Annotated in this window: 12 protein-coding genes; 2 read left to right on the forward strand and 10 right to left on the reverse strand. The window is 64.4% G+C overall.

Going from position 1 to position 16,546, the window contains the following annotated elements; translation table 11 throughout:
• Positions 1 to 67 precede the first annotated feature (67 nt).
• Positions 68 to 1,108, forward strand: coding sequence for a DUF2157 domain-containing protein (locus tag BVH06_RS17525; RefSeq protein WP_075934925.1), 1,041 nt, complete (start codon positions 68 to 70; stop codon positions 1,106 to 1,108).
• A 349-nt stretch (positions 1,109 to 1,457) separates the two neighbouring features.
• On the opposite strand, the gene BVH06_RS17530 is transcribed toward BVH06_RS17525, so the two are convergent.
• The 8 genes from BVH06_RS17530 to BVH06_RS17565 form a co-directional block, all read right to left on the reverse strand.
• Positions 1,458 to 2,144 (reverse strand): phospholipase D-like domain-containing protein, encoded by a 687-nt coding sequence (locus BVH06_RS17530; RefSeq protein WP_075934926.1) that lies wholly within the window; start codon positions 2,142 to 2,144, stop codon positions 1,458 to 1,460.
• A gap of 2 nt (positions 2,145 to 2,146) precedes the next feature.
• A complete protein-coding gene (locus tag BVH06_RS17535) occupies positions 2,147 to 2,725 on the reverse strand; it encodes a rhomboid family intramembrane serine protease (protein WP_013790166.1) in 579 nt (192 codons plus the stop codon).
• Positions 2,722 to 7,956, reverse strand: a complete 5,235-nt coding sequence (locus BVH06_RS17540; RefSeq protein WP_075934927.1) for a DNA repair ATPase — start codon at positions 7,954 to 7,956, stop codon at positions 2,722 to 2,724. The genes BVH06_RS17535 and BVH06_RS17540 overlap by 4 nt, the downstream gene beginning before the upstream one ends.
• Positions 7,957 to 8,030: 74 nt before the next feature.
• A complete protein-coding gene (locus BVH06_RS17545) occupies positions 8,031 to 8,270 on the reverse strand; it encodes a hypothetical protein (RefSeq protein ID WP_075931858.1) in 240 nt (79 codons plus the stop codon).
• A gap of 90 nt (positions 8,271 to 8,360) precedes the next feature.
• Complete coding sequence (locus BVH06_RS17550; RefSeq protein WP_075931706.1) at positions 8,361 to 10,412, reverse strand: flotillin family protein; 2,052 nt, start codon at positions 10,410 to 10,412, stop codon at positions 8,361 to 8,363.
• A gap of 38 nt (positions 10,413 to 10,450) precedes the next feature.
• Complete coding sequence (locus tag BVH06_RS17555; protein WP_075931707.1) at positions 10,451 to 11,077, reverse strand: OB-fold-containig protein; 627 nt, start codon at positions 11,075 to 11,077, stop codon at positions 10,451 to 10,453.
• A 72-nt stretch (positions 11,078 to 11,149) separates the two neighbouring features.
• Positions 11,150 to 11,845 carry a PspA/IM30 family protein gene (locus tag BVH06_RS17560; protein ID WP_075934928.1) on the reverse strand — a complete coding sequence of 232 codons (696 nt, stop codon included), beginning with the start codon at positions 11,843 to 11,845 and terminating at the stop codon, positions 11,150 to 11,152.
• Between the two features lie 12 nt (positions 11,846 to 11,857).
• The gene (locus BVH06_RS17565; RefSeq protein ID WP_013790160.1) at positions 11,858 to 12,472 is read right to left on the reverse strand and encodes a YjfI family protein; all 615 of its coding nucleotides are present in this window, start codon (positions 12,470 to 12,472) and stop codon (positions 11,858 to 11,860) included.
• Positions 12,473 to 12,787: 315 nt separating this feature from the next.
• Here BVH06_RS17565 and BVH06_RS17570 point away from each other — a divergent pair, with 315 nt between their 5' ends.
• Positions 12,788 to 13,510, forward strand: coding sequence for an endonuclease (locus BVH06_RS17570; RefSeq protein ID WP_075934929.1), 723 nt, complete (start codon positions 12,788 to 12,790; stop codon positions 13,508 to 13,510).
• 221 nt (positions 13,511 to 13,731) lie between these two features.
• On the opposite strand, the gene thrC is transcribed toward BVH06_RS17570, so the two are convergent.
• Complete coding sequence (gene thrC, locus BVH06_RS17575) at positions 13,732 to 15,141, reverse strand: threonine synthase (RefSeq protein ID WP_075934930.1); 1,410 nt, start codon at positions 15,139 to 15,141, stop codon at positions 13,732 to 13,734.
• Between the two features lie 60 nt (positions 15,142 to 15,201).
• Positions 15,202 to 16,506 (reverse strand): homoserine dehydrogenase, encoded by a 1,305-nt coding sequence (locus BVH06_RS17580; protein ID WP_075931711.1) that lies wholly within the window; start codon positions 16,504 to 16,506, stop codon positions 15,202 to 15,204.
• Positions 16,507 to 16,546: the final 40 nt, after the last annotated feature.

Here is a 16,546-nt window from a genome sequence, read left to right on the forward strand (position 1 = left end):
CCAGGCGCAACGCCTGGGCACGCCCTGCGACTTCAAGCAGCGGCACCAAGACAGGACGTCCACGCCCATGAAGCTGACCATAGATTCCAGTGAACTCAGCCGCGCCGTGCAGGCCGGCGTACTGCAGCCTGGCCAGGATCGGGCCCTGCTGGCCTTTCTGCAGCAAACGCCCACTGAGCGGCCCAGCTTCCAGCTCTCCCATATTGCCTATTACTTCGGCGCCCTGCTGATCATGGGCGCCATGGGCTGGCTGCTCACCGAAGCCTGGATGAACATCGGCGACCTGGCGCTGCTGGTGATCAGCACGGCTTACCTGCTGCTGTTCCTGCTCTGCGGGCGCAGCCTGTGGCGCCGCGGCCAGCCGATTCCCGGCGGCCTGCTCGGCGCTGTGGCGGTGAGCCTGACGCCGCTGGTGGTGTTCGCCGCACAAAGACTGCTGGGCCTGTGGCCCCTGGATGACGCGCAGGCGGACTACGTCGACTACTACCGCTATGTGCAGGGTGGCTGGCTGGTCATGGAGGTGGCGACGGTGCTGGTCGGCCTGCTGGTGCTGCGCCTGCTGCCCTTCCCGTTCATCGTCATGCCGATTGCCGTGGCGCTGTGGTTCATGTCCATGGACCTCAGCGAGCTGCTGCATGGCGAGTACTTCAGCTGGGAACAGCGCCGCGAGGTGTCGCTGTGGTTCGGCCTGGTAATTCTGCTCGCCAGCCTGCTGGTGGACGGCCGCAGCAGGCGCGATTACGCCTTCTGGGGTTACCTGGCCGGGTTGACGGCGTTCTGGGGCGGCCTGAGCCTGATGGACAGCGGCAGCGAACTGGGCAAGGCGCTGTACTGCCTGATCAACCTGGGCCTGATCGGTCTGTCGATATTGCTGCGCCGCCCGCTGTTCATGGTCTTCGGCGCCCTGGGCGTGGCCGGCTATCTGGGCTACCTGGCCCACGACGTGTTCGAGGATTCGCTGCTGTTCCCGGTGGTGGTCAGCCTGATCGGCCTTGGCGTAATGGGCCTCGGCCTGCTCTACCAGAAGCGCCGCGACGCGATGAGCGACGCCCTGCGCCGGCAACTACCAGCGAGTCTCCTGGCATTTCTGCCGGCACTGCGTCGCTAGGGTCTGTTCCCGTTTCAGCGCGAGCCGCGTTGCCGCGAGAAATGGCCTCCGGTTAGGCGCAGGACGCAGGGAATGGACTAGCCGTCCGCGTTTTCCCTTGCCAAGTCCTGCAACGACAGCGGAGGCCATTTCCCGCGCAACCTAGGCGGCCCCACCCGAAGGGCCGGGCCAGTTTTTGTGCGATGCGGCGTTACTCGATGGCTCATTTGGCCCGCCAAACTTCGCATCTGTGTGACCCACATGGATGTGGGAAATGCCGCAAGCCCGCCGGGAGCGGGCGCGGCCCTTGCCTCGCACAAAAACTGGCTCCGGCGCGGCCGTGCGTGAAACGGGAACAGACCCTAGGCCGTCAATTCGGTCGGTAGCGCGCCCAAAGCATCTCGAACTCGCGGCGGTACTCGGCGACCAGATGCGGATCGTCGGTCACCAACAGGTTCTCCTCGTTGCTGGTACTGGCGCTGCGCGTCCAGTTGAAGCTGCCGTTGAGCAGCAGGCGACCGTCGAATAAAGCGAACTTGTGGTGCATGTGAAACGGGCTGTTGTCGATGCGCAGCGGCACGCCGGCATCGATCAGTTGCTGGATGTCGCTACCGACGTCGAAGCGCTTTTCGCTGTCGCTGATGATGCGCACGGCCAGCCCGCGGCGGTGCACGGCGATCAGCTCGTCGCTGAGCTGGTCGTCGGAGATGGTGAATACGCAGACATCCACCGACTCCCGGGCGTTGCGGCACAGGTCGCGGATGCGCTGGCGGCAGCTTTCGCCGGGGCTGAAATGCGCACTGCTCTGGCCACGTATCGGTGAGCAGCGCACCTCCAACGTCTTGATCACCTGCTCCAGCCATTTCAGGGCCGACACGGCGTTGGCCGGGTCGGTGATCAGTTCGCGCACCAAGTCGAAGGCCCGGTTGCGCATGTAGCGCACCTGGTCGGGCGTCAGGTCGTTGCCCAGTTCGCGCAGCTCGTCGCGCTCCTCGTTGCTGAGCCTGAGGTCGACGAGGCTGTCACGCAGGTGTTGGTCGAGGCGATTGAAATCCATTTTTAACCTTGTCGAGGCCGTTTTCGAGTGCGACGTTTCTGGCCGCCGCGTTGCCATGAGGCGTACAGGCCGCCGCACAGTGCGCCAGCCAGGTGGTATTCGAACGAAACGCCCTGCTGGGGCAGCAGGCCGTAGAAAAACCCGCCGTACAGCACCAGAGCCAGGGCCGCCAGCAGCAGGTCGGCGAGGCTGCGGCGAAACCAGGCGCGGCCCAACAACAGCCCCCACAAACCGAACAGCCAGCCGCTGGAGCCGACATGGATGCCGGTGCGCCCGAACAGCCAGACCAGCACGCCACTGAAGACGATGATGAACAGGCTGGCGCGGATGAACTCGGCCCGCGACTCCAGCAGCGCCAAGGCGCCCAGCACCATGAAACCGCTGAGGTTGCCGAACAGGTGAAGCCAGCTGCCGTGCAACCAGGGCGCCAGGGCGATGCCCGGCAGCGCCTGCACCTCGCGCGGGATCAGCCCGAAACGGTTGAGGCTGTAGCCGTCCAGGCTGTTGATCAGTTGCAGCACGACCATCACTGCAGCGATACCGAACAGCAGCTTCAGGCGCGGCAACAGCCAGAGCGTCACGGCGCCTCGCCGCCCTGCCCCATCATCCGGGCGATCTCACGCAGTTGCTGGGCCATGTCGCCCATGCGCTTGTGAGTCCCCAGGTCGATGTCGATCTTCTTGTCCATGGCGTTGATCAGCGGCAGCACGCCGTCCTGCAGGCTATCGGCCAGGCGCTCGAGCAGCGCCTGGATGCCAGGCTGCGGCGCAGCCTGCACGGCCACCTCGACCCTGGGCGGCACTTCGCGCAGCCGTTCCAGGCCGGCCAGCAACTCCTGCCAGGGCACGGCGGCAGCCGCCGGCGCCGTCGGCTCGCTGCGGGCCAGGCCGCGTACACCCTCGACCAGGTCGTTGAGCTGCGCCACCACTCGGGCGCCGACGTCCGAGTCGCTACCGCCCATAGCCTTGTTGCGCATGAAGTCGCGCTTGATCTGCGTCCACCGCTCCAACTGCTCGGGCGTCTGGTTACCGCGCAGTTCGGCGAGCTTGAGCAGATTTTCCTCGGCACCGGTGGTGAGCAGCTGCGACTCGCCCTGGTAGTGGTCGGCGATCAATTGCAGCAACTCGGCGTCGTTCATCACCGCACTGATCTTCTCGGCCATCTTGTTCATGTTGCGGTAACTGCCCTGCAGCTTGAACGGCGGCTCGGTGCGGTACTGGTCAGCCTGGGCGGCGCTGACGATGTACTGCTGGTTGACCCGGCCGACCACGTCACGCACCTGCATCAGGCGCTGCAGGGTGGCGACGATCTCATTGATCTCGGCACCGCTGTAGCTGTGCGACAGCTCGTTGGCGGAGAACGGCTTGCCCTCGGCCTTGGCGACGAAGCGGTAGACGTCGGCCATGTCGCGGGTGGCCAGGGGCGCCAGCACCGGGTTGGAGGTCAGGCCGTTCTCGATGTAGGAGAGCGCGAAGGCTTCCTGCATGCCGCCCAGGGTGTCGCCCAGGTTGTAGATGTCGGCGCGGTTGGCGAGCATGTCGGGGATCTTGAACACGTCGCCGGACTCGGTGTACGGGTTGCCGCTCATCACCACGCAGAACTTCTTGCCACGCATGTCGTAGGTCTTGGTCTTGCCCTTCCACACGCCTTCGATGCGCCGCGTGCCGTCGCACAGGGAGATGAATTTCTGCAGGAATTCGGGGTGGGTGTGCTGGATGTCATCGACATAGAGCATCACGTTGTTACCCATTTCCAACGCCAGGTTGAGCTTTTCCAGCTCCTGGCGCGAGGTGGCGTCCGGCGCCTGGGCCGGGTCGATGGAGCGCACCTCGTGGCCGAGAGCCGGCCCGTTGATCTTCATGAAGATCAGCCCGAGGCGGTGGGCCACGTATTCCATCAGCGTGGTCTTGCCGTAGCCGGGCGGCGAGATGAGCATCAGCAGGCCCATCAGGTCGGTGCGCTTGTTCTCCCCGGCGGTGCCCATCTGCTTGGCCAGGTTGTCGCCGATGAAGCCCAGGTACACGTCGTTGATCAGCTTGTTACGCACGAACGAGGACAGCGGCCGCGGCTTGAACTCGCTCAGGCGCAGCGCCTTGCGCTCACGGTTGACCACCTCCTGGCGCAAGTTCTGATAACGCTGCAACTCGGGCTGGAAGGTCTCGCGATGATGGCGCAGGCGCTGGAAGAAGTCGTGCAGGGCGAAACTCAGGGTGCCGTCCTGGATGCGTGGGTGGTCGCCCAGCAGCCCCTCGACGCGCACTTGCAGATCGGCCTCGGTGACGCGCTGCGGCAGGTCGCTGTCGATCAAGCCAAGGGCCACGGCTTCCGCCACATAGGCCTGCAGATGCGTCTGGCCCTGCTGCGCGCAGTAGGCCTGCAGCCAGTTCTCGGCGAGCGCCCAGCGCTGATCCGGGCGCCCACGCAGGCGCTCCTGGGCCTGCACGTAGCCCTCCCACACATGGGCGGCCTGCAGGTGCTGGCGCAGGCCATCGAACAGGTCGCGGGCGTACTTGCTGACCACGAATTCGATGCGTGGGGCGGCCAGCTCCTCGACCAGGTATTCGGCCGCCTCGCGCTGCAGCGCGGCGTCGAACGGCATCGGGTGGCGGACGAGAAAACCGTGCAGCGCCTTGAGCACTTCCTCGCGTAGCTGGCGGATGCCGTCGTCGCGGCCGAACAGCTGGCGGATGTTGGCGCAGGTGCGCGCCCGCTCCGGCCAGTGGGCGGCCTCCACGTCTTCGCGCCAGCGGTTCCAGAAGAACAGTGCCAAGCCGCGGGCCCGTGGCGAATAGGTCAACAGGCCAGCCGCCTCGCGCAGCGCCAGCAGACGCAGCAGGATGGCCATGGCGTCCTGGTCGTGGATGCCCTTCTGGTAACCCTCCTTGTAACGCGGCGCGGCGAACTCGCGGATGCGCTTGAGCAACTCGTCGGGCTGGCTCATGTGCGCCTTGAGCTGATCCAGGCTCAGGCCATCGGTATGGCGCACCGCAGCGTCGAGCACCAGGCCGGCCAGGTACTCGCCGCGGTACAGCGCCGCCGATTCGGACTCCAGGCTGACCTGCCAGTAATCGCGCAGGCCATCGAGTTCGGCATCGTGCAACGGCTCGAGAAAGTCGGTGCCGGTCAGGTGCAGGAACAGCCCGTCGCCACGCGGCAGCAGGGTCAGGTCGAGCTCCTGGGTATTGACCGCGAAACGGTGGCGTGGCCCCAGCTTGATGACGTCGCCGCCGGCCTCGAACAGTTCGCTCTTGTCGCGCAGCGCGCGCACGGCCTGGTCGCGAGCGGCCTTGAGGCGCGCCTCGACGTCATCGGCCTTGACGCTGTCCTTGAGCTCACGCAGACGCTCGGCCAGTTCGCGCAGCTTGAGGATCAGCGGGTCGGCGGCAAAGAAGGCGTTGAGTTCCTGGGCCTCGGTGAACTTGGCGGTACGCCGGCCGAGGCTGTCGAGAATCCGCCGCGCAGCGTCGAGCAGGCCCTGGGCCTTGCGTTGACGCTCGTCGAGCAGGCTCTGCTTGTGCGCCTCGAAGGTTTCCAGCAGCTCCTCGCGCTTGGCGAGGATGTCACCGAGAAACTGTTCGTGATCGCCGAACTGGCTTTCCAGCTCCTCGAGCTGCACCAACAGGCGCGACAACTGTTCATCGCACTTCTCCGGGTCCTGGGCCAGCGCCAGGGCGTTGGTGATGCTCTGGCTGAACAGTTTGAACTGCGCACCGAACTGCGCCACGGTCTCGGCCGACCCCAGGCCCTTGCGGCGCTGCTCGGCGCGCGCCTTGGCCTGGTTGAGCTTGGCGTATACCTCGGAAATGGCATCGACGATGCGCGTGCGCTCGGTGGCGTCGTCGATCTGCAACGAGGCCATCAGCCCGGACAGCATGTCCAGGTTGCCGGCCATCTCGTTGAGGCCGGCCAGCGGCTCGGCAAGCTGGGCGACGCTCTCGGCTTTCTGCGCCTGCTCGTCGAACACCTGCAGGTCGTGGTGATAGGGCTGCAGTGCGGCGTCACCGGCCAGGAAGCGCGAGGTCGCCGCGGCGGTCTGGTCACGGGCTTCGAGCAGGGCGGTTTCCATGGCGTCGATACGCGCCACGTCGATGTAGCGGTAGTCACGAATGGTCAGCAGTTGGCCACGCTGGGCGGTGATCGCATTGAGCGCGTCGACGTATTGCTCGACCTTTTCCCAGGTATCCGAACGCACGCTTTCCAGCAGCGCCTTCTGGCGGCTTTCGGCGTCGGCCATGGCCGCGGCGGACTGCTGGCGAATGCTCTCGACTTTCTCGAACTCGTCGAGCACCAGCTCGCCGGTGGCGGCGATCTCGCGCAGCAGCGGCGCCAACTCGGCGCACTGCGGGTCGCTCAGCCAGTGATAGATATCGAACAGCCGGCGGGTGTTCTGGCACAGCAGGCTGTAGCGCGCCACCGACACTTCACGGCTGTCGATTTCGCGGCTGAGGTTGAACAGATCGGACACCCCGCGCACCAGTTCGGCATTGCCGATGCGCCCGAAGAAACCGCTGCGCGCCGGCTGGCGGGCGGCGAACTCCTCGCTCTCGAAGGGCGTCTGCCAGACCTGCATGGGGTGAATGCGCGTGGGCTCGTCACCCTCGGCGGAGAAGATCACCATGCGCCCATCTTCCAGGCGTGCGTAGCCGTGGCCGAAGATCGGGTTCTGCAACTGGCGGGTGACCATGTTGTAGGTCAGCAGCACCGCGCGGCCTTCACCGGGGTGGTAGAAGATGTATTGCACGTCCTCGCCGTTGGGCGAGCGCACCGAGCGCTTGAAGCGCATGCCGGCCATCGATTGCTCGAAGGTCTTGTGCTCGCCATTTTGCAGGTAATACCCGCCGGGAAAGATGATGCCGTGGTCTTCGGGCAGCTGCACGCAGGCCAGGCCGATGGCGTCGATGCGTTCGACCTTGCGGGTCAGGCGGTTGAACACCAGGTAGCGCCACTGCTCCTCGCGGTACGGCAGCACCTTGAGCAGGATCAGGCTGCCCAGGGCAGCGTATTCGATCTGTGCATCGTCCAGCGACTGGGTCTTGTCCATCACCTCTTCGCGGTAGATGCCCTGGCCGCTTTCGGTGTTGTTCTCGACCTTGATGGTCAGGTCGCCGCCGACCGTCTCGACGAATACCGTGTCGAGGATGTTCAGGTGCGGATGGCGGCCGTTGACCGTCATCTCGCGGGTGGTTTTCTGCCACTCGAAATCGAACGGCGCCGGCAGCGCGATATCGCGCTCGCCGCGGTTGTCGATATAGCGCACGTCCTTGCCGTCGAGCGACAGCGACCAGCGGAACACGCGGATGTCGGTGATCCGCTCGCCGATCTGGAAACTGGCCAGCAGCTTGCCGTCGCGAATCGCCAATTGCAGCAGCCGGGTGTTCTTGTAATAGGTGTACAGCTCGTTGAAGTCGTTGACGAAGCCGCTCTGGCTCAGGAAAGTGCCGTCCAGGGCGACCGCTTCGGCTTCATAACCCTCGCTGCCCTCTACCAGGCGATAGAGGGAGAACACGTCGGCGACCGCGGTTTCCTTCTTCAGGCCCATGAACACGTTGTAGCCGAACAGCAGCCAGTCGCCGACCTGCACGATATCGCGGGCGATGCAGTTGTTCTCGGTACGGATACGCACCCGCCCGATCACTTCCATCTGGCTGCTGCCGAACTCCTGCAGGCGCTGCTCGTTGAGCGCTTCGGTGCGCTGGCGCAGGCGCAGCCCCTGTTCCTGCAGGCGCTTGTGCAGCACCTCGTAGGCACCGCCTTCGGCCACGGCCTTGTCGAGAATGTCCTGCTGGGTGTTTTCGGCTTGGGCGTCCGACATCATGGTCTTCCTGAATCTGCGCGGTCTGCAAGCAAGGCCCCGTCATGGCCGGGGCTAAACGGATGAGGCGGTGCTCAGGCACCGATCTTGCGGGCGATCTCGGCGAGCTTTTCGCGCATCGCGGGGTCGAGCTCTTCGGGTTTGATGCGGGCGATGATGCGCGTCAGCACGCGGATCTCATCATCATCGATCACGCCGTCGCGCTCGGCGATGGCCAACAACGAGCCCAGTTCGGCGGCGTCCAGGCGGCCGTCATCGGCAAAGCACTGGATGCTGCGAAAGGTCATTTCCAGGTGATCTCTTGATTGCGACATGCCACTTTCCTTGTCATTGAGGCAGGCCTGGCCCGCACTGAATCGCATCACAGGCTCCAGCCAGTAACGGCTGGAGCCTGGCACCGCCGCTTACACCGCGTCGCTGTCGCTCACTACAGGCGGCTTGGCGTCGGCGGCGCGGCCCTGCAGCAAACGCGCGAGCACGTCCTGCACCACCGGGCTCTTGCCGACCACGCCTTCGATGGCCTTGCCCACCGACAGGGACTTGGCGAACGAGTTGAAGAAGTCGCCTTCGCCGCCGACGATCTCGATCTTCGCCTTGGCCAGCGCGGTGGCCAGTACCTCGGCCTGATCCTTGGCGATGTCCTTGTTGGCGGCGATGGCGGCCATGGCTTCCTCGAAGCTCTTCTCCAGCTGCATGCGGAACTCTTCGTGCTGGCGGGCGTTGTCGCTGAGCGCATCCAGGGCACCGAACTTCTTGCCCAGACCTTCGGCTTCGGCGTTCAGGCGCTCCAGCAATACCTGAGCTTCGGCCATGCCCAGATCCTGGGTCGCCTTGGCCTTGGCCACACCGAGCTGCTCCTCGCCGCGCGCCTGGGCGCCGAGCTTCTCTTCCAGCACCTTGGCGTCGGCCAGGCCGTCTTTTTCCTTGGCGGCGGCCTGCGCTTCGGTCACGCGCGCCTGAGCCAGACCTTTCTCCTGCTCGCCCTTGGCTTCGGCGATCAGACGCTCGGCCTGCACGCGGGCTTCGGCCAGGCCTTCCTTCTCCTTGGCCGCGGCGGTGACTTCACGCACCCGCGCATCGGCCAAGCCAGGCGCGGCGCGCTCGGCTTCGATGCCTTCGGCCAGTTTCTTCTTGGCCTCGGCACTCTTGGCTGCGGCTTCCAGTTCGGCCTGGGCAAGGTTGTTGATTTCCACGGCCTTATGCTTGGAGCGGGTTTCGTCGGCTTCAGCCTGCTTGACCTGGCGCACCAGCTCCTGCTCGGCTTCGGCCTGGGCATTGAGTACGGTGACCTGCTTGAGGCGCTCGGCTTCGGATACTTCGCGTACTTCCTTGATGCGCTCTTCTTCCTGGGCGACGGTCTTTTCCACCGCCACGCGCTCGCGCACCACGCTGGCGATGTTCTTGCGCTCTTCTTCCAGCGCCTTTTCCTTCTCGATGCGCTGCAGCTCGACCTCGCGCTCGCGGGCCACCACTTCCAGATCCTTGGCGCGGGTGACCTTCTCGACCTCGATGACCACGGCGCGCTGGCGATTCTGCTGGGCCACTTCCACTTCGCGCTGGTGGTTCTCGGCGCGGATGTCCAGCTCCTGCTGGGTCTGGATGCGCGCCTGCTCGGCCTTCAAGCGCTCTTCTTCGCGCACCTTTAGGGTTTCCGCTTCCTCACGGGCACGGATGGTTTCCACCTCGCGTTTCTGGCGCGCCTCGGCATCGGCCTGCTGACGCTCGAGGGCCAGGGTCGCCTCACGGGTTTCGACGTTCTTCTTCTTGATCGCCAGCTCTTCGTTGCGCTCAAGGTCATTGGTGATGACGTTCTGCGCAGCGGTCAACTCGGTGATCTTGCGGATGCCTTCGGCATCGAGAATGTTGCTCGGGTCCAGGGAGCTCTTGGCGGTCTGCTCCAGGTAGTCGATGGCCACGTCCTCGAGCACGTAGCCGTTGAGGTCGTTGCCGATCACCTCGACGATGCGGTCGCGAAACTCCTGACGGTTCTCGAACAGCTGGACGAAGTCGAACTGCTTGCCGACGGTCTTCAGGGCTTCGGAGAACTTGGCGTTGAACAACTCGTTGACCGCCGCACGATCGGAGGCACGCTCCACACCGATGGCCTTGGCCACCTTGAGCACGTCTTCCTGGGTCTCGTTGACGCGCAGGTAGAAGGCCACGGTGATGTCGGCGCGCATGTTGTCGCGGCAGATCAGCCCGTCCTTGGCGCGGCGGTCGACTTCCAGGGTGATCAGGGAGATCTTCATGAACTCCTTGAGGTGGATGACCGGGTACACCAGCGCACCGGTGAAATGCACCTTGGGCGTCGACGACATGTCGTTGACGATCAGCGCGGTGCCCTGGGGAACCTTGATGTAGAAGGCCTTGAACAGGGCCAGCAGGCCGATGATCAGCAGGGCGACCAGGCCGACCCCGACCAACACGGGGATCAGCGACGGGGGAAGGTTGTACATTGCACTCAATCTCCTTTGAGACAAACGGAACCGACGGTTCAGACGCCGCGGAACTCATCCTCGGTTATCACCCGGTAGGCGTGCTGCGCCTCCAGATACTCCAGTAAAACCACGCGGTCACCGCGCTTGAAACCCAGTTGCTCGTCAGCGCGCACGCGCAGGATCAACCCCGCCCCGCCATCCTCCAGCACGGCCTCGCCATGGCTGGCAGTCACCCGCCCGCTGCGTACCACCGCGGTCTGGCCGAGCACGCTCTTGCTGCTGGTCACTTCCAGCTTGAGAAACAGCGGGCGCAGCGGCGCGCAAAGCAGACGGGTGGGCGCCACGGCGAGCATCAGCGCCAGTACGGCGACCACGACGCCGAGCGGATAGCGCAGCCACTCCAGTGGCAACAGGCCGAGCAGCCAGAGGTCGGCGAAATAGCTGATGAACCAGGCGAAGAAGGACAGCAGCGTCAGTACCAGCGTCAGCGGTACGTCCCGCAGCTTGAGTTTGGACAGGAGCGCTGCCGCCGGGCCTTCCAGGGCGGAATCGGCCTCGACGTCGAGCACGTCGATCTCGATCAGGCCGAACGCGACGATGACCCAGTACACCACCGCCAGACACAGCAGGAAGCTGAAGATGACCGTCGGGAACGCCAATGAGACCTGCAGGAAGATTTCCATGGTTTCCTATCCCTGAAAACATGGCGGAGCCTGCTGGCCCCGCCATCGATGCCGCTACGAACCAGCCTGAGATCAGGGCTTGGCCTTGTCCTTGAGGCGTGCCAGCACGCTGTCGGCGCTGCTCTTGTCGGCGACGATACCGGCGGCGCGCAGCTTGGCGTCCAGCGACTCGTCAGGGTTGGAGGCCTCGGCCAGCTCGGCCGCCGCTTCCATCTTCGCCGCGCGCTCGGCCTGCTGCTGCTTGATGCGTTCCAGCGACTCGACCGCCGTGTGCAGCTTGGCCTGGGAGCCGCCGTAGCGCTGGGCCACGGCCATCTGCGCCTTCTGCACGCTTTCGGTGGCCTTGACGGTATCGACCTGCTGTTTCAGGCGTTTGATGTTGGCCTCCGCCTGGCTCACCGCCGTACGCAGCTGGGCCACGCTGGCGGCGTAGGCATCGGCCTGCTCGCGCTCGCTACCCAGTTCGATTTCCAGGTTGGCGATCTTGCCGGCCACTTCGGCGGCCAGGTCTTCCTTGCCGGTTTCCAGCGCCTTTACCGCGTACTGCTCGTACTCGGCGATCTTGGCGGCGGACTTGCCGGCGCGCTCGGCGGCCAGCTTCTGCTTGGCCATGATTTCGGCCAAGGCTTCCTTGGATTTGCGCAGCTCGACGTCAGCGTCGCGGATTTCCTGATCGAGAATGCGCAGGGCCTGGCCATCGACCAGCGCCTCACCCATTTCGTTGGCACCGCCGCGCAGCGCCGTCAGCAATTTGCTCCAGACGTTCATGGGCATGTCTCCTTATGCACTGGCCTTGAGGAAGTCTTCGTAAGCCTCGGTCGCCTTGATGACGTTGTCCGCCAGCGTTTCGATCTCGAGCACCACGTTGGGCAGGATCGACGAGGCGCTGAGCGCACCGAACATGGTGTAGCAGGCCTGACCGTCCGGCAGGGTTTCGAGCCCCACGCAGGACAGCGGGAACAGCTTGTGGCTGCGCAGCACTTCCTCGTTGAAGGCGGCGGTGTCGCGCACGTCGCTGGCCGGCCAGAGCAGCGCCTCGACCACGATCTGATCACCGAACACGGCGATGAACAGCGGCAGATCGCCGTATTCCTTCATGGTCACGTGCAGACTGGCGTCGGCACCCTGGATCAGCTCGACGGCCGCGCGGCCATCGGCAAACGGCTCTGTCGCCGACAGCGCGTCGAACAACGTTTGTGCAGTCCAAACCTGAGGCATGCTCACCCCCTCCTCCATTGAAGCCAGCTCCGGCTGGGGCTGGCGCAGTTTCCTTTCGACCGCCGAGAGCCTCTGGGCATGCTCGGGCAGAATCCAGACCTCCTTCTTCACCAGCCCCTGCTCACGCAGACGCTGACGGAAAAGACGCTGGTAGTGCGCAGATGATTTGTTTTCCATGAAACCCAGACTAGAGCATCACATGTGATAACTCAATACATCACATGTAATTTATCCGAACGGTGTGAACGAGCTCATTCGCAAGGCGCAGGAAGCCTCTCGGGCGGGAATTCAGCCGACCAACTCTAGCCCAGAAATCAACGCTCGTTCGCCAACTACGTCGCAGAGGAAGCGAATGGAAACCTGAAGGCGCTCCTGGCCGGGCGCAAGCCGCATTGATACGGGGCGGAACAGTTTTAGATAGACGCCATCAATGGGCCAGCCTTGGCAAACCGCAACGAGCCGGTATGATGCGGCACTTTTTAGGAAAGCCGCATGCCGTTTCGCAGCATCCTCGCCCTGCTGTGCTTCACCCTCTGCACCTCCCTCCAAGCCGCTCCACCCCAGAGCTTCAGCCAGGCCAAGAAGATCGGCTGGACGCTCTATGAACGCCAGTCGGTGGAGTTCTATTGCGGCTGCAGCTTCAAGGGCAACCGCGTCGACCTGAAAAGCTGCGGCTACACGCCACGCAAGAATGCCAACCGCGCGGCACGCATCGAGTGGGAACACATCGTCCCGGCCTGGCAGATCGGCCATCAGCGCCAGTGTTGGCAGCATGGCGGGCGCAAGAACTGCAGCAAGAACGACAGCGTATTCCGCCGCGCCGAGGCCGACCTGCACAACTTGGTGCCGGCGATTGGCGAGGTCAATGGCGACCGCAGCAACTACGACTTCGGCTGGCTGCCGCAGAAGCCGAGCCAGTATGGCGCCTGCCCGACGGTGGTCGACTTCAAGGCGCGCAAGGTGATGCCGCGCCAGCAGGTGCGCGGCATGATCGCCCGCACCTATCTGTACATGAGCGACCGCTACCAGCTACGCCTGTCGAAACAGAACCGCCAGCTATTCAACGCCTGGAACAAGACCTACCCCGCCGAACAGTGGGAGCGCCAACGCAACCAACTGGTCGGCTGCGTGATGGGCTGGGGCAACCCCTATGTCGGCCAGCTGGACAAGCGGCTTTGCCAGCAGGCGCCGGTGGCGGCGATCAATCGGCGGTAAATCCCGGTAACGCGCCCACTGGAGCCGATCAGCATGTCGTAGCCGGGCTTAGAGCGAAGCGAAACCCGGGTGCAATCCACGAAAGATTGCTCTGTGCAGAATACGATCCGGGTATTGCTCCGCTCCACCCCAGGCTACGACAACGCGCTGTGCAGCCAGCCTGAAAATACAAAAGGCCGGCACCTCTCGGTGACCGGCCTTTCGCCTTGCGGCACTGTCGCTTAAAGCGGCTTGCCGCGATTGCCGTGCGCGGCGACGAATTGCTGCACGGTCGGTAGGTCGTTAGCCAGTACGGTGCAGCGCTCTTCGCGCTCGAACAGATCGGCCAGGTGCGCCGGCAACGCTGGCGACTGATCCACGGCGGACTTCTCGATGGCCTCCGGGAACTTGACCGGATGGGCGGTGCCCAGCACCACCATCGGCACGGACAGGCTGCGACGGCACTCGCGGGCAGCACGCACACCGATGGCGGTGTGCGGGTCGAGCAGCTCACCGGTGGCGGCGTACACCTCGGCGATGGTCTGGCAGGTCTGCTCATCGCTCACGGCGAGGGAATCGAACAGCTTGCGCGCCTCGGTCCAGCGATCGTCTTCGACGGTGAAGCCGCCGGTCTGGCGGAATTCGGTCATCAGCGCGGCGATCGACGGGCCGTTGCGACCGTGCAGATCGAACAGCAGACGCTCGAAGTTCGACGAGACCATGATGTCCATCGACGGCGACAGGGTCGGATACAGCTCACCCTTGGCGTACTGATTGCCGCTCATGAAACGATGGAGGATGTCGTTGCGGTTGGTGGCGACGATCAGCTGGCTGACCGGCAAACCCATGTTGCGGGCGAGATAGCCGGCGAAGATGTCGCCGAAGTTGCCGGTCGGCACCGAGAAGGCCACCGAACGCGCCGGACCGCCGAGCTGCAGGGCCGCGTGGAAGTAGTAGACGATCTGGGCCATGATCCGCGCCCAGTTGATCGAGTTGACCGCCACCAGGCGCGTGCCCTTGAGGAAACCCTGGTCGGCGAAGCTGGCCTTGACCATCTCCTGGCAGTCGTCGAAGTTGCCTTCGATGGCGATGTTATGGATGTTGTCGCCGAGAATGGTGGTCATCTGCCGGCGCTGCACTTCGGACACCCGATTGTGCGGGTGCATGATGAAGATGTCGACGTTGTCGCAGGCCTTGCAGCCTTCGATGGCAGCCGAGCCGGTGTCACCACTGGTGGCGCCCATGATCACCACGCGCTCGTTGCGCTTGGCCAGCACGTAGTCGAGCAGGCGACCGAGCAGTTGCAGGGCGAAATCCTTGAACGCCAGGGTCGGGCCATGGAACAGCTCGAGCACCCACTCGTTGCCATTGAGCTGACGCAGCGGCGCCACGGCCGAGTGCTCGAACACGCCGTAGGTGTCTTCGAGGATCTTTTTGAAATCGGCATCCGGAATGCTGCCGGTCACGAACGGACGCATCACCCGGAAGGCCAGCTCGTGATACGGCAGGCCCGCCCAGGAGGCGATTTCTTCCTGGCTGAAGCGTGGCAGGTTTTCCGGCACGTACAGGCCGCCGTCAGTGGCCAGGCCGGCCAGCAGAACGTCTTCGAAATTCAGGGCCGGTGCCTGGCCGCGAGTGCTGATATAGCGCATGGTCTGCAAACCTTCGGTCTGGGGCGCCACGCCGCGAGCAGGTCGCGGCGCGCGACGAAATTAGCTGAGTTGTTCGACGCGGATGCGCACCACGTTGCCGACGACGTCGGCCAGCGCTTCCAGGGCAGAAATGGCGTCGTTCATGCGCTGCTCGGCAACGCGATGAGTAACCAGGATCATCGGCACCAGGCCGTCCTGCTCCTCGACTTCCTTCTGCATGATCGATTCGATGTTGATGCCGCGCTCCGACAGGATGCTTGCCACCTGGGCCAGCACGCCTGGGCGATCCTTGGCCTGGATGCGCAGGTAGTAGGCACTCTCGCAATCGGTGATCGGCAGGATCGGGTGGTCGGACAGCGAATCCGGCTGGAAGGCCAGGTGCGGCACGCGGTTGGTCGGGTCGGTGGTCAACGCACGCACCACGTCGACCAGGTCGGCCACCACCGCCGAAGCGGTCGCCTCCATGCCGGCACCGGCGCCGTAGAACAGGGTGCTGCCAGCGGCATCGCCATTGACCATCACCGCGTTCATCACGCCATTGACGTTGGCGATCAGGCGGTCGGCCGGGATCAGCGTCGGGTGTACGCGCAGCTCGATGCCGGCGTCGGTACGGCGCGCCACACCCAGGTGCTTGATGCGATAGCCCAGCGCCTCGGCGTAGTTCACGTCGGCCGTAGTCAACTTGGTGATGCCTTCGGTGTAGGCCTTGTCGAACTGCAGCGGGATGCCGAAGGCGATGGACGCCAGGATGGTCAGCTTGTGGGCCGCGTCGATGCCTTCGACGTCGAAGGTCGGATCGGCTTCGGCGTAACCCAGGGCCTGGGCCTCGGCCAGCACGTCTTCGAAGGTGCGACCCTTCTCGCGCATCTCGCTGAGGATGAAGTTGCCGGTGCCGTTGATGATACCTGCTAGCCAATTGATACGGTTGGCCGACAGGCCTTCGCGGATCGCCTTGATCACCGGGATGCCACCAGCCACCGCCGCCTCGAACGCGACGATCACGCCCTTCTCGCGGGCGCGAGCGAAGATTTCGTTGCCATGCACGGCGATCAGCGCCTTGTTGGCGGTGACCACATGCTTGCCGTTCTCAATGGCCTTGAGAACCAGCTCACGGGCAACGCTGTAGCCGCCGATGAGCTCCACGACGATATCGATCTCGGGGTTGCTGGCCACCGCGAAGACATCGTCGGTCATGGTAATGCCGGTCGACTGGTACTGGGGCTTGGGTGTGCGGGTGGCGATCTGCGCCACCTCGATACCACGCCCGGCACGACGCGCGATTTCCTCGGCGTTGCGCTTGAGCACATTCACGGTACCGCCACCGACGGTACCCAGCCCACAGATGCCTACTTTGACCGGATTCACACTAGACTCCCCAACTGCACTGCGTAAAACGGCCGACGCG

The sequence above is a fragment of the Pseudomonas sp. PA27(2017) genome (genome assembly GCF_001945445.1).
In the GTDB taxonomy this organism is placed as follows: domain Bacteria; phylum Pseudomonadota; class Gammaproteobacteria; order Pseudomonadales; family Pseudomonadaceae; genus Aquipseudomonas.

Excerpts from the sequence above, each read along its gene's own strand:
- BVH06_RS17555 (WP_075931707.1), bottom strand. The coding sequence starts at position 11,077 with ATGGAAATCTTCCTGCAGGTCTCATTGGCGTTCCCGACGGTCATCTTC.
- BVH06_RS17570 (WP_075934929.1), top strand. The coding sequence starts at position 12,788 with ATGCCGTTTCGCAGCATCCTCGCCCTGCTGTGCTTCACCCTCTGCACC.
- BVH06_RS17550 (WP_075931706.1), bottom strand. The coding sequence starts at position 10,412 with ATGTACAACCTTCCCCCGTCGCTGATCCCCGTGTTGGTCGGGGTCGGC.
- BVH06_RS17530 (WP_075934926.1), bottom strand. The coding sequence starts at position 2,144 with ATGGATTTCAATCGCCTCGACCAACACCTGCGTGACAGCCTCGTCGAC.
- thrC (WP_075934930.1), bottom strand. The coding sequence starts at position 15,141 with ATGCGCTATATCAGCACTCGCGGCCAGGCACCGGCCCTGAATTTCGAA.
- BVH06_RS17565 (WP_013790160.1), bottom strand. The coding sequence starts at position 12,472 with ATGGAAAACAAATCATCTGCGCACTACCAGCGTCTTTTCCGTCAGCGT.
- BVH06_RS17545 (WP_075931858.1), bottom strand. The coding sequence starts at position 8,270 with ATGTCGCAATCAAGAGATCACCTGGAAATGACCTTTCGCAGCATCCAG.
- BVH06_RS17525 (WP_075934925.1), top strand. The coding sequence starts at position 68 with ATGAAGCTGACCATAGATTCCAGTGAACTCAGCCGCGCCGTGCAGGCC.
- BVH06_RS17540 (WP_075934927.1), bottom strand. The coding sequence starts at position 7,956 with ATGTCGGACGCCCAAGCCGAAAACACCCAGCAGGACATTCTCGACAAG.
- BVH06_RS17560 (WP_075934928.1), bottom strand. The coding sequence starts at position 11,845 with ATGAACGTCTGGAGCAAATTGCTGACGGCGCTGCGCGGCGGTGCCAAC.